Source organism: Marinobacter segnicrescens, assembly GCF_900111555.1.
Taxonomy (GTDB): Bacteria; Pseudomonadota; Gammaproteobacteria; order Pseudomonadales; family Oleiphilaceae; genus Marinobacter; species Marinobacter segnicrescens.
Genome location: NZ_FOHZ01000011.1, coordinates 1 through 12,558 on the forward strand (window position 1 = coordinate 1; position 12,558 = coordinate 12,558).

Here is a 12,558-nt window from a genome sequence, read left to right on the forward strand (position 1 = left end):
CGACTCATAAAACACCAGAGGTAAAAGCCTGGCTGGAGAAACATCCCCGGTTCAAGCTTCACTTCACACCAACCAGCGCCTCCTGGCTGAATGCCGTGGAGGGCTGGTTTGGTCAACTGGAACGCCGTGCTTTGTACCGTGGCATTTTTACCAGTGTCGGCGAACTGAAGAAGGCGATTCGTCGCTTTATCCAAACTCATAATGAGAAGCTGGCAAAGCCCTTCCGCTGGCACAAAAGCGCAGAATCGATTATGACTTCAGTGGCGCGAGCAAAGTTGAGTGTCATTAATGATAAATAAACGAATTACCCAGACGGGACACTAGGTACGCTTTAAGATGAGCTTTACCTTTAAAGAGATGCCCAATTACAGGGGCAATGCCGAGCGGGTTGTTTTTGATAAAGGAAAATCCAGTTTCCACCAACATGTCTGAATCGAGCAATGTGCCATCAAGGTCAACGCACAACGGCTTCGACTTTTCTTTCATAAATGGATCCACAAGAATATTAGACTGGGCGTTTAGGGCGCGTACCGTCTAAAATAAATAATCGGTAGTGCCTGCTAACGTAGTCTCTCGAGCACGTAATTCGTTACGCCTTCAAAGACACTGCCTTGTTCAAGAAACTGCGAATACAGCTCTGAAGTTTGTTTAACCTTTGCCAAACCGTTAACTCCGGCGCGAACATCGTCAGCCAATCGCTCCAGTTCACAGGCAATAGACTCCGGATCGATCGAGTGCACTGTGCGAATGTTGGGGAATACGGCCTCCAAGTCCTTGTTGTTATATGAGTTTGTAATAACGCGCACACCAAAAGCGCTCATCTCCAACGGTGGGTAGCTTGGATGTGGAGAAATCATTAACGACAGGCCAATGGATGTTTCGGAAAGCTCCTCAGCGTAATCAGAAAGGCTGAGCTTACCGTGAGAGACAAGTCTCTTACCCTTACCCAACTCGATGGATTCGTGATACTCGCCAGCTGAGAAAAATTCCCACTCGTCGGCATTCCCGGTTTCCACCCATTGTCTCAGCGCCATCACAATGATTGGAAAAGCATTTCTTTCAACACTCGGCCGACCGTAAACCAGCACTTTCTTTTTCCTGCTTGTATTTTCTGCCCGTAGTTTTGGCATTAAAGACGCATTAAGCCTTGGCTCAAAACTCACTGCATCCTCAAATTGATAACCCTGCTCGTCAAAAAACTCCTTCAGAATCGAAGTATTGATAACGCCAATGAACTTATCTGGGCAACGATAAGTAGAGTCGGCAAGCCCATACCGTGCAGACCAAGGATAAAAGCCAGGTTCAAAATCCTGAATCAAATAGACGTATTTTTTTGGGGGACAGGAAAATATTCTCGACTGTTCAACCTGCAACGCAGATGCAATCCTTGCAGTCCACCAAGCGGTAGCGACAAAACGATCTCCGGAACATATTGGTAAGGTTTTGTTGTAACGTGACCCAGCCGGGACAACCGACAAACCAGGTTGATCGTCTGACTCCAGCGAGAGTATTTTCCATGACGCATACCCGAGGTTGCGTTCCGGTGTGAACGTTGGCTCTTCCGTCAAAATGATTCTGGCATTCGGATATTCCCTTTTCAGGTTCTCAAAAAAATCCAAAGCTGTTGCAATGCCACCAAAAACATGTTCAAGAGATAGCGCGGGAACCAGAAGGTTTATCCGCTCCATTTCAAGGTTCGATGCTCTTGCCTTTAAGGGGCTTATTTCAGGTATATCAATGTTCAGTCCGGCCGAGGTGCTCGGCTGGTTTAATTCTGACCTTACTGAATAGTAGATTTTCCGCGCGAAATCATTGATTAAAGGTTGCCTAAGCAATCTGAGTAATATTTTTTTAAACATAATTAGCCTTTATTCACTTCAGGTTTCGTGCGGTCAAGCCTCAGGTTCCCGTTGTAAAACGGATCCACAATTTCTTTTCTGTAAGGCTTGTATTTAAGGTCGGACTGCACAAAGTCATTGTCCGGAACATGAGGAGAGCGTGTTTTGGACTCATAGTGATACAAACGAACATCAGCGCATAGAACATTGAAATATCCTTGCTTGTGAGACCGAATACCAAGCTCTACATCACTCCCGCAGATCCGAAAGGCTTCATCAAAACCACCCATCTCCTCAAACTTTTGCGCACCAATAACCATGCAGGCTCCAGTTACTGCGAGCACATTTCTGGTGATGACGGGAGAAATAAATGGAAGACCCATAAAATGACTGGGCGGACAGGTACGGTATACATGGTCTGCCCATCCTCCCATGCCAACGACGACGCCCGAATGCTGAATAGTTCCGTCCTCAAACAACAACAGAGCACCAACAAGACCCACATCAGGTAGTGAAGCGTATCCTACTAGTGAGTCAATCCAGTCGGGCTGAGTAACATCCGTATCATTATTCAAAAATATGAAGTACTCGCCATTAGCTTTTTGCGCCCCTATATTATTCAGGCGGGACCAATTGAATTCGATGTCTTCTCTGAAAACAGATACTCTGGCGTCCATCTGAATAAGTTCGAAATAACTAAAGGTCTCTGGTTTTATGGATCCATTATCCAGAATAATTATTTCAAGGTTCTTCCAGTTTGTTCGCTTCAGAATTCCATCGACGCATACTTTAAGCAGTTCCACTCCATCCCGCGTTGGGATGATAATAGAAACTTTGGGCTCGGATTCAAATTGGAACTTCATTTTGTAGGTAAAAGGAAACTCGCCTTTTACTACCGAAGCATTCACGTCAGGATATTTTTCTTCAAAGTACGATTGAACAGCCCTCTGCCCCGCATCCCAGGCATAAGGTTTGCTGCTGCTTTCCCTAGCAGTCGATTTCTCATGTTGCCGCCAGTGGTAAAGGATTTTCTGAATATGGACTATCTGTTCACGCTCAGATTTCGCAGATATTCGAAGCCAAAGATCATGGTCTTGTGAACCGTCCAGGCCCGACCTAAAACCGCCAATCTCTTTGATCAGAGCGCTCCTGACGACGCAAAGATGCCCGATATAAGCCTGTGACAAGGCCAAGTGAGGTGACCAGTCAGGTTTAAACAGGGGCGAGGTTCTCTTTCCCACTTCGTCAACATTGTCCTCATCACTATAAATCAGGTTAGCATTGGGATTTCTGCTTATCGCTTTAACCATTTCGTAAAGGGCGTCTTCGGTGAGGAGATCGTCTTGATCCATCAACGCGACCCACTCACCTGATGCTAAGGCCAACGCACTGTTTGTCGCTACGGATATATGACCATTTTCTTCCCGTATGACCACCTTAATACGAGGGTTTTTTTCCCGCATTTCATGAAGGAACTCGACAACTCCCGCCTCAGTTGAATGGTCGTCCGCGATACAGAGCTCCCAATTCCCATAAAGCTGTGCCGAAACTGAGTCGATGGCCTCCGCTAACCATTTCAGATTAGGGTTAAAGGTAGGCATAACAATGGAGATGAGAGGTCTAGAGCTCAGCCGCTCTAGGTCTTTCTCTACTTTTTTCTTCGCCAAAGTGTCAAAGCTTTCTTGAGCCTGCATCCAAGATGCATAGTCAACCGCTTCTTCAATTGGCTGTTCTGACAGGGGATTTGCCCCTTCGGACTGATGTTGCCCGCCAGTCAGGAGAGTTTCACTCGGAACTCCATGATAGCTCCGATACCGAGTCAGGATACCATGCCGGCCCTCGCTGGACAGGATGTTGCCTACTTTCTTTATGGCAGGAAAGACTCCGCCGCTCAGCTTTATCAACCTTATAAAGGCAGTAGCGATCCGCTTTCCTTTCATCTTCACCCGGCCAACGAACCGTACTGGTCTTGAATACCTCCAACTGGTTGATTGGTAGATCTCTTCAATACCAGCCTGAAGTTCAGACACTTGCCCCTGAAGCGCTTGACGCTGGCCAATCAACTCCAACGTTCGCGCTTCCAACGCTCTAGACTCGCTCTCTAGCTTCCGTGAACGCTCATAGAGAACTCCGTAGTCAGTCTTAAGCGCGCTCACCTGCGCCTCAAGATCACGTATGCGGTAATGAGGATGGACCGACCTTTCATCCCCTTTTTGCCACTCTACCTCTGGCTGCATCCCTCGGTAGCCGTCTCCCAGATCAACTACCTCGGCTAATTCACCCGAAACGTTACGTGAGCCAAGGCTATTTCGCTCCGCTTCAAATTTCCTTATGACGCACAATGAGTTAATGAATTCGATGGAATGGATTTCATTCAGGGTTTCTGAGCTCAGAGAAAATCCATAGGTCTCTTTAAACAGTTCTAAAACATCATCGACATTCTTATCTAAACCCCAATGTTCGTAGTTAATCACATCGACAAGTTGCTTAAAAAAGCTGATCGAGGAGGAAAGCTCATGCAACCCACCTCCAAAGCTTCCCCAATAGCTACAATGCAGATCTTCTGCTATGTAAATTCCGCCGTTTTTCAAATGAGGAAAATATCTAGAAAATGACTGGACAATATCTTTTGATGTGTGAGAGCCATCATCGATGATGATATCGTATTGTTCTGATATCATGCTAATTTGATGCTCAGCATGATCTGTATTTGCGTCGGCTACTACAAGCGATATTTTTTCAGACTGATAAGTCAGTTTTTCACAGTCAGTATTAATATCGCTACCAACAAGCGCTACCGCATTCGGAAAATATTTCTCCCATATCTCCAGAGAACCTCCGTTTTGGACACCAATTTCAAGGAGCGAAATGTTTTTTGACCGAAAAGGCTCAAAAATTCGATTATATTCTTCAAGATAAATATTCCATTTATCTGAAACTTTCCCTTTATGCTCAAGATAAAAATCTTTTAAAGTTTTCATGGCAATATATTGAGTGAGACCTTGTCAAAATTAATCCCAACCAGACCCCAGCGGACCTTACTGGAAGAAATATGCAAAATTATTGCGTCATGGAGCCAATGGTGCTGAACATTATTATGGAGATCACCATCGGCAAACGACGCCATGATCGCGTACTGCCCATTCGGAAGCATGGGTAGGGTAAAAACAAACTCTCCCTCAAGAATCTGCCCCATTTTCAATTTAAGCGGATTAAACGCAGAAAACGGCAAGGTGTTCTCTCCAAATAAGTCCTGCCCAAGCCGATCTTTAACGAGAAATCCGAGTATAGGCTGGCTGAAGTTATCATAAGCTTCCGTGCGTATTCTCAAACGAACGGTTTCTCCCCCCGCGAATACACCGGGATTAGAGCCACCAGCATCCAGCAGTTCAACAGCGGTGATCTTTGCTTTACCAGTTGTCCAGCCATTTGCCTCACTAAGGTTGTTCTCCACATGGTATTCACTGGAATATACCTGCTGTGAATGCTCAATATCATGACTTTCAATTGTGTCGTCATGGTTACCTAACGAGGCTTCATCAAAGCTGGCAAGTTTTGCCTCCTCGCCATAAATCTGTTGGAGGCTGTACTGTAAGTAGGCTTCTGAAACCTCTTTGGCTGCGCCCGTCCTACGTACTTCACCATGATTTAGCCAAACAGCGCTCTCACAAAGACTCTGTACGGCTGAGGTATCATGACTAACAAACAGAAGGGTTCCATTCTCCTGAAATTTCCGAATGAATCTCATGCACTTTTGCGTGAATACAGCGTCACCAACAGATAGAGCTTCATCCACCACCAGTATGTCGGCATCCACATGGGCGATTACTGCGAATGCCAAACGAACCATCATCCCACTGGAGTATGTTTTTACAGGTTGATCGATGAAATCGCCGATATCTGCAAACTGCTCTATTTGCTTGAAACGTTGGGCGGTCTGCTCACGAGTTAAACCATAAAGCGAAGCATTCAGGTAAACGTTCTCACGACCCGTAAACTCAGGGTTGAAGCCGGAGCCGAGCTCGAGTAAAGCGGCAATACGGCCAGTAGTCTCCACAGTGCCATGGGTGGGCGTAAGAGTACCGCATATCATTTGTAACAATGTCGATTTACCGCTGCCATTACGACCAATGATACCGACCGTTTCGCCTCTCCTTACCTCGAAAGAGACATCCCTCACTGCCCAAAACTCTTGGAAGTACTGAACCTGGCGCAGTCCAACCCCCCGTTGAAGCCAGGGCAGAATCATTTGCTTCAGTCGATCGCGGGGCTGCTGGAAAATTTCAAACCTTTTGCTTAGCTGTGAGACTTTGATGGCCATTTCAGAGGACATCTGCAAACCCCTTTCTGGTTTTTTGAAACCAGGCAAACCCTGCGAAAAGCACTACCAGAGCGGATACCAAATAAATGGAAAGACCGACGAAGTCAGGGTGTTGGCCCCAGATCATTACATCTCGAGCCTGCTCGATAATAAAGGTAAGAGGGTTTAACAAGAACAAAGGTTGATACTCTTCAGGCAGACGTTCCACAGGAAAGAAAATTGGCGAGAGAAATAGCAAAACTGTAGCTAGAATGCCCATGGTTTGCTCAATATCTCTGAGAAAGACTCCCAGGGAGGCGAGAAAATAACTTACACCTAACGCAAGGACGAGCAAAGGTAAAAATACCAGCGGCAGATAAACGATCTGCCATTCAGGTATACCAATGAGCGCAATGTGCGCCAGCAGCCACACAAATATACTTATAGCCGCATGAAATAGGGCGCTCAGCACTGCAGAAACCGGAAGGATTTCGAGCGGGAAAATCACTTTCTTTACATAATTGACATTACCTGTTATCAATCCAGGGGAACGGGTAAGCACTTCTGAAAATAAACCATGCACGATCAGCCCGATAAACAGAACAACGGCGAACACTCCTTTACTTTCATTTTGTCCCGCCATTTCAACGCCCCACTTCGCCTGGAAGACCACTGAAAATACGAAAGTAAAAACCGCCAGCATAAGTAAAGGGTTTAAAAACGACCAGCCAATCCCCATCACTGAACCACGGTACCTCCCAACTACTTCTCTCCGAGTGAGCTGCTTGATGAGTGATCCATTAACTGCACAAGTATTCAGTAATGCGCCAGGGGACACTCGCCGGGATGCATGGGGGTTCATTCAAAAACCTCAGCATTCCTGAATGCCGGGGCGATACCATCCTTACCGGATAACTGGGGCTCCAGACCACTGGGCCAATGAATTCCAAGATCCTGGTCGTTCCAGATGATCGCGCGCTCACTCTCCGGTGCGTAAAAGTTGGTAGTCTTATAAAGAAATTCAGCCGTGTCGGACAGGGTAATGAAACCGTGGGCAAAGCCCTCCGGAACCCAGAGCTGACGCTTGTTTTCGGCGGATAGGGTGGCCCCCACCCATTGCCCGAAGGTGGGAGAGCTGCGGCGGATATCCACAGCCACGTCAAAGACCTCGCCCTGAACTACCCTCACCAATTTGCCCTGGGCATTCGGCGAAAGCTGGTAATGCAGGCCCCGTAGCACGCCCTTGCCCGACTTTGAGTGGTTATCCTGCACAAAGGTGACTTCCCGCCCCACGGCCTCATCGAACTGGCGCTGATTGAAGCTCTCAAAGAAGAAACCCCGATCATCTCCGAATACTCGGGGTTCAAACAGAATAACATCCGGGATTTCAAGAGGTGTTGCGTTCATCAAAATACCTTGTCGTGAAGTGTGCGCAGCAGGTACTGGCCATAGCCGTTTTTCTTGAGGGGCTGGGCCAGTTCTTCCAGTTGGCTGGCGATGATCCAGCCCTGACGGTAGGCGATCTCTTCCGGACAGGCTACTTTCAGGCCCTGGCGATGCTCAAGGGTAGCGATGAACTGGCTGGCATCCAGCAGTGAATCGTGGGTGCCCGTATCCAGCCAGGCATAGCCACGACTCATGATTTCCACGTTCAGCTGCTCTTGCTGCAGATAAAGTCTGTTCAGATCGGTGATTTCAAGCTCCCCTCGTGGGGAGGGCTTCAGGCTTTTCGCCATGTTCACGACCTGATTATCGTAAAAATAAAGCCCCGTTACTGCGTAGTTGGACTTGGGCTTTTCTGGCTTTTCTTCCAGGCTGAGTACTTTGTTATTTTCATCAAATTCCGCCACACCATAACGTTCCGGATCGTGCACATGATAGGCAAATACGGTTGCCCCCTGATCACGAATCATGGCGTTGTCCAGCAAAGTGTGGAAGTGGTGGCCGTAGAAGATGTTGTCTCCCAGCACCAGGGCGCAGGGATCGTTGCCAATAAAGTCTTCGCCGATCACGAACGCCTGGGCCAGGCCATCCGGTGAGGGCTGCACGGCGTAGGACAGGTTCAACCCCCACTGGCCACCGTCGCCCAACAGTTGCTCAAACCGGGGAGTGTCCTGGGGGGTGGAAATAATCAAAATGTCACGGATACCCGCCAACATCAGGGTGCTGAGGGGGTAATAAATCATCGGCTTGTCGTACACAGGCAACAATTGCTTGCTGATGGCCAGCGTGGCCGGGTGCAGTCGCGTACCGGAACCACCGGCGAGGATTATACCTTTACGGGTCATGGGTTACCTTTATTTTCTCTCGTTCATCAAAAGCTGTTCAACAGCGCGCCGTGCATGCAGGCGCCAATCCGGCATGTGGATGCCAAGGGCTGCTTCGAGGGAGGCATTGCTCAGGCGGGAGTTGGCAGGCCGGCTGGCAGGCGTCGGGAACTCAGAGGTAGGAATAGCTTCGATTTTGTCTGGCGCTACCGTCAGTTGCAGCCCGCATTCCCGGGCAACCTCAAAAACATAGGTGGCAAGACCATGCCAGGAGGTCTCTCCACCCGCGGTCAGGTGGTAAACGCCGTGGTTAATCCGTCCTTGTGTAGCGGCGTTAATGGCCAGGGCCGTGACGTCGGCGATTAGTTCCGCAGAGGTGGGAGCACCCACCTGGTCTGCCACCACCCGCAGCTGATCTTTTTCCTGCCCCAGCCGGAGCATGGTTTTCACGAAGTTGTGGCCGTGACTGGCGTAAACCCAGCTGGTCCGGAAGATCAGGTGGTCGCAGCCGCTGGCAGCAATCGCCATCTCGCCTTCCAGCTTGGTTTTACCGTAAACACCTTTAGGCCCGGTTGGGTCGTCGGTCTGGTAAGGTTGGCTGCCCCCACCGGCGAAGACGTAATCAGTCGAGTAATGCACCAGCAGTGCTCCACTCACGCTAGCCGCTTCCGCCATGGCCGCGACGGCATCTCTATTGATGCTGGAAGCAAGCTCCGGCTCAGACTCGGCCCTGTCTACTGCGGTATAGGCGGCCGCATTCACGATGACTTTCGGTTTTGCGGAAGCTATAGCAGCTTTAACGGCGTTTGCGTCAGAAAGGTCTGCTTCCATCCGCGTCAGTGCCGTCAAATCGCCGTGAGGCAAAAGGGTCCGTCTCAGCTCGGTGCCTACCTGGCCGTTCGCGCCAAATAACAGGATGCTCATTGGTACTGTGCCTCCACCCAGTCTCGGTACTGGCCGCTGGTCACGTTGTTCACCCAGTCCTGGTTAGCCAGGTACCAGGCTACGGTCTTGCGGATACCGGTTTCGAAGGTTTCGGCAGGCTTCCAGCCCAGCTCTCGTTCAAGCTTGCGGGCATCGATGGCGTAACGACGGTCATGCCCCGGACGATCTTTTACGAAGGTAATCTGCTCGCGGTAGGAGGCGCCATCTTCCCGAGGCTGTAGCTCATCGAGCATGTCACAGAGGGTGCGCACGACCTCAATATTAGGCTTTTCGTTCCAGCCGCCAACGTTGTAGGTTTCACCCAAGCTGCCGGCCTCCAGTACCCGGCGGATAGCCGAACAGTGATCAGTTACATACAGCCAGTCCCGAACTTGCTGGCCATCCCCATAGATAGGCAGCGCCTTGCCTGCCAAGGCGTTGTGAATAACCAACGGGATCAATTTCTCCGGGAAGTGGTACGGTCCATAGTTATTGGAACAATTGGTGGTTACAACCGGCAAACCATAGGTGTGGAAGTAAGAGCGTACCAGGTGGTCGCTGGCTGCCTTGCTGGCTGAGTATGGGCTATTGGGCTGATAGGGATGGTTTTCTGTGAAGGCGGGTTCGTCAACCTCCAGTGTTCCATATACTTCATCCGTTGACACATGCAGGAACCGAAAATTCTTCCTCTCATCCCTTTCCAGCTTGCCCCACCAGGCCCTGGCAGATTCCAGCAGGCGGAAAGCTCCAAGGATATTGGTCTGAATAAACTCTTCCGGCCCCAGGATGGAGCGATCCACGTGGCTTTCAGCCGCGAAGTTTATAATGGCACGCGGCCGATGCTCCTCCAACAGGCGACTGACGAGGTCTGTGTCACCAATATCGCCTTTGACGAACACGTGACGAGCGTCGCCTTCCAGGTCAGACAGGTTCTGCAAGTTGCCAGCATAGGTCAGCAGGTCGAGGTTAATAACGGTCTCATCCGACTGGGCAAGCCAGTCCAGTACAAAATTGCTGCCGATAAAACCGGCGCCTCCGGTAACGAGGATGCTCATAGTTCAGATTTTTCCAGTAACAGTTGCTATAAAAAGTCCCAGGTTGCCTATGACGGTCTGGCGATAGGCCCCTGATTTTCGTAAGTGGTATAAACGACTGAAGATGTTGCCTGACCGCGCTTTCACGAAATGCTGAAAGCGCTTGCGGTTGTCGGGCGTAAGCAGATGTTGGGCTGACTCCAGTGCCCGCACATTGACATCATTCCAGGTACGAAAGCGGTTGTGGAACAGCATTTTGATTCGAAAGAGGTTGGCAGCCAGAGAGGTATTAGCGCCCACAAGATTGGAGCCGTGTTGCCGATAGCGAATGGTTGGGACGGGGTCAAACAACACCACGCCCCCAGCGCCACTCACTAACAGATAAACCCACCAGTCGTGACTGACTATCGGCGGTGTTCCGGCTCGCCTCACCAGGTCCCGGCCAGCTTGGTTGATAACCATGGTGTTACCACCAGCCAGACTCTGCACCAGTGCGTTAGCGAAATCAGGCTTCCTCTTCCGGCCAGCAGAATAACCGGTTTCTGCCCCACTTTCATCCGTTAGCAGCGTACGACCGCAATAAACAGCGGGCGTGTCCGGCTGAACTTCCTTCAGTGTGCGCACTGCCACTTCCAGCTTGTTTTGCTCCCAGACATCGTCCTGATCACAGAATGCAAAATAGTCAGCGGATATATCTTCACAGCACAGTAATGTAAGGAAGTTCGCCGCAAACCCGTCTTTTGGTCCCTCAATAAGGTTGAACTCAAAACCTTCCGAACCTGACTGATAAGCATCAAGTGCCTTGCGCGCTGAATCATCCGGGCTGTCGTCAGAGACCCAAAGACGGAAGTTCCGGTGGCTTTGGGCGAGCAGTGATTCGAGCTGATCGGCAAAATAATCGCTCGGACAGTAGGTGCACATAAGCACGGCCACGTGCTCGCCCCGGCCCGTCGCCCTTTCCAGGCGGCTCGCCTCACTGCTTGCCACAAGGCCTGAGGAAAGAGGCGATCGACCGCCTGTACCGAAACTCCGCTTCACAACATGTCTCTTGAATCAAACACGCTACCGCCCCACTTACCCGTAACAAGTGTTTTATGGCTTGGACTCCCCCACGACCGAATCCGCCAAAAATCCACTACGACACAATAAATCGCCGCTAAGTGGTGACCGACTCGAAAAACAAGAGGGGGTGGGGCCCCGAAAAATGTGATGCAATTCTACGTCATCAAACGTTCACGGCAAGGGCACTTTAATGCAAAGGCGGACTTTCTGTGTGTCTTTTGGTTAACCGTTGTTAAAGGTTAGGAGGTGCATTTGTTTTTAGTGGCTTTGTGCGTACCCTCTGCGCCTTCCCGAGGGCCCGGTGATTCACGGGGTGCCCTTCTCTGGCTATGCTGACGTTAAACGCGCAAGGAACGTTCCCATGCCCTGGTACGCCATCCAACACAAACCTGCCCAGGGGGACCGGGCGCTGGAGAACCTGCAGAACCAGGACGCCCGGTGTTTTTACCCCAAGGTGACGATGGAGCGTATACGTGCCGGCAAGCGCACTACCCGGCTGGAGCCGCTGTTTCCCGGTTACCTGTTTATCAATATAGATCCTTCGGACCCGCTATGGGGCAAGCTGCGTTCTACCCGTGGGGTGCTGCGGGTGGTGGGCTTTGGTGGTAAGCCGGTGCCGGTGCCGGATGAGGTGATTGAGTACATCTACGATGGCCTGACGGCGGTTGAGCAACAGGGTGGCATGAAGAAAGGCGAGAAGATAGAAATTCAGGAAGGTCCGTTCCGGGGCGTGGAGGGGATTTTCCAGGCCTACGACGGCGAAGAACGGGCCATTGTACTGATTTCGTTTATGCAAAAGCAGCAGGTGGTCAAGGTTCGGTTGGGGGATTTGTGAGGTTGCAGCCTAGCTCTCCCAATCCTCTCTGCTGTGCCTGATACGAATGATCAACACCCGGCCACACTCGGGCTCCAGTCTGTAAATGATAAGATGAACGCCCATCGATTGGACTCGAACAGCCGGGGTCAATTCCCTCCGCTCCGGCGCTGCCAGGGGATTGTCTGCCAGGAAATCGAAACTCTCTTGCAGCTTACGGTGATACCGGTCCGCTTGAGCAACGCCAAAATCCTCAATTCCCTGCAGGAAAATATTTACAACATCCTCCTCAGCCTTACGGCTAAGTACATAATCCATT

At 50.2% G+C, this 12,558-nt stretch carries 12 protein-coding genes; 2 read left to right on the plus strand and 10 right to left on the minus strand.

Translation table 11 applies throughout. From position 1 onward, the window contains the following. On the plus strand, window positions 1-299 hold a 299-nt coding region (locus BM036_RS11760), incomplete at its 5' end, for a transposase (protein WP_177186051.1). A gap of 261 nt (window positions 300-560) precedes the next feature. Here BM036_RS11760 and BM036_RS11765 read toward each other — a convergent pair. From BM036_RS11765 to BM036_RS11805, 9 genes are read right to left on the minus strand one after another with little or no spacing between them, the layout of a single operon-like run. Continuing rightward, window positions 561-1,859, minus strand: coding sequence for a rhamnosyltransferase WsaF family glycosyltransferase (locus tag BM036_RS11765; protein WP_091852231.1), 1,299 nt, complete (start codon window positions 1,857-1,859; stop codon window positions 561-563). 2 nt (window positions 1,860-1,861) lie between these two features. Next, complete coding sequence (locus BM036_RS11770) at window positions 1,862-4,819, minus strand: glycosyltransferase (protein ID WP_091852233.1); 2,958 nt, start codon at window positions 4,817-4,819, stop codon at window positions 1,862-1,864. Continuing rightward, on the minus strand, window positions 4,816-6,171 hold the full coding sequence (locus BM036_RS11775; protein WP_091852236.1) for an ABC transporter ATP-binding protein: 1,356 nt from the start codon (window positions 6,169-6,171) through the stop codon (window positions 4,816-4,818). The genes BM036_RS11770 and BM036_RS11775 overlap by 4 nt, the downstream gene beginning before the upstream one ends. Next, window positions 6,161-7,000: an ABC transporter permease gene (locus BM036_RS11780; protein ID WP_091852239.1), complete on the minus strand. Its 840-nt coding sequence runs from the start codon at window positions 6,998-7,000 to the stop codon at window positions 6,161-6,163. Before BM036_RS11780 ends, BM036_RS11775 begins: the two co-directional genes overlap by 11 nt. After that, window positions 6,997-7,545 carry a dTDP-4-dehydrorhamnose 3,5-epimerase gene (gene rfbC / locus BM036_RS11785; RefSeq protein WP_091852242.1) on the minus strand — a complete coding sequence of 183 codons (549 nt, stop codon included), beginning with the start codon at window positions 7,543-7,545 and terminating at the stop codon, window positions 6,997-6,999. The genes BM036_RS11780 and rfbC overlap by 4 nt, the downstream gene beginning before the upstream one ends. Beyond that, window positions 7,545-8,426 carry a glucose-1-phosphate thymidylyltransferase RfbA gene (gene rfbA, locus BM036_RS11790; protein WP_091852245.1) on the minus strand — a complete coding sequence of 294 codons (882 nt, stop codon included), beginning with the start codon at window positions 8,424-8,426 and terminating at the stop codon, window positions 7,545-7,547. The genes rfbC and rfbA overlap by 1 nt, the downstream gene beginning before the upstream one ends. A 9-nt stretch (window positions 8,427-8,435) precedes the next feature. Next, window positions 8,436-9,329, minus strand: a complete 894-nt coding sequence (gene rfbD / locus BM036_RS11795; protein WP_091852248.1) for a dTDP-4-dehydrorhamnose reductase — start codon at window positions 9,327-9,329, stop codon at window positions 8,436-8,438. Further along, window positions 9,326-10,384 carry a dTDP-glucose 4,6-dehydratase gene (rfbB, locus tag BM036_RS11800; protein WP_091852252.1) on the minus strand — a complete coding sequence of 353 codons (1,059 nt, stop codon included), beginning with the start codon at window positions 10,382-10,384 and terminating at the stop codon, window positions 9,326-9,328. The genes rfbD and rfbB overlap by 4 nt, the downstream gene beginning before the upstream one ends. A gap of 3 nt (window positions 10,385-10,387) precedes the next feature. Further along, window positions 10,388-11,296 (minus strand): glycosyltransferase family 2 protein, encoded by a 909-nt coding sequence (locus BM036_RS11805; RefSeq protein WP_218144809.1) that lies wholly within the window; start codon window positions 11,294-11,296, stop codon window positions 10,388-10,390. Between the two features lie 490 nt (window positions 11,297-11,786). On the opposite strand from BM036_RS11805, the gene rfaH reads away from it, so the two are divergent. After that, window positions 11,787-12,260, plus strand: coding sequence for a transcription/translation regulatory transformer protein RfaH (rfaH, locus tag BM036_RS11810; RefSeq protein WP_091852255.1), 474 nt, complete (start codon window positions 11,787-11,789; stop codon window positions 12,258-12,260). Window positions 12,261-12,269: 9 nt separating this feature from the next. Here the strand turns inward: rfaH and BM036_RS11815 are convergent, their stop codons facing one another. Then, window positions 12,270-12,557 carry a type II toxin-antitoxin system RelE/ParE family toxin gene (locus BM036_RS11815; protein ID WP_091852258.1) on the minus strand — a complete coding sequence of 96 codons (288 nt, stop codon included), beginning with the start codon at window positions 12,555-12,557 and terminating at the stop codon, window positions 12,270-12,272. Window position 12,558: the final 1 nt, after the last annotated feature.

Bases quoted from the DNA above. Each gene is read 5' to 3' on its own strand.
- BM036_RS11765 (WP_091852231.1), bottom strand. From the start codon at position 1,859: ATGTTTAAAAAAATATTACTCAGATTGCTTAGGCAACCTTTAATCAAT.
- BM036_RS11770 (WP_091852233.1), bottom strand. From the start codon at position 4,819: ATGAAAACTTTAAAAGATTTTTATCTTGAGCATAAAGGGAAAGTTTCA.
- BM036_RS11775 (WP_091852236.1), bottom strand. From the start codon at position 6,171: ATGTCCTCTGAAATGGCCATCAAAGTCTCACAGCTAAGCAAAAGGTTT.
- BM036_RS11780 (WP_091852239.1), bottom strand. From the start codon at position 7,000: ATGAACCCCCATGCATCCCGGCGAGTGTCCCCTGGCGCATTACTGAAT.
- rfbC (WP_091852242.1), bottom strand. From the start codon at position 7,545: ATGAACGCAACACCTCTTGAAATCCCGGATGTTATTCTGTTTGAACCC.
- rfbA (WP_091852245.1), bottom strand. From the start codon at position 8,426: ATGACCCGTAAAGGTATAATCCTCGCCGGTGGTTCCGGTACGCGACTG.
- rfbD (WP_091852248.1), bottom strand. From the start codon at position 9,329: ATGAGCATCCTGTTATTTGGCGCGAACGGCCAGGTAGGCACCGAGCTG.
- rfbB (WP_091852252.1), bottom strand. From the start codon at position 10,384: ATGAGCATCCTCGTTACCGGAGGCGCCGGTTTTATCGGCAGCAATTTT.
- rfaH (WP_091852255.1), top strand. From the start codon at position 11,787: ATGCCCTGGTACGCCATCCAACACAAACCTGCCCAGGGGGACCGGGCG.
- BM036_RS11815 (WP_091852258.1), bottom strand. From the start codon at position 12,557: ATGGATTATGTACTTAGCCGTAAGGCTGAGGAGGATGTTGTAAATATT.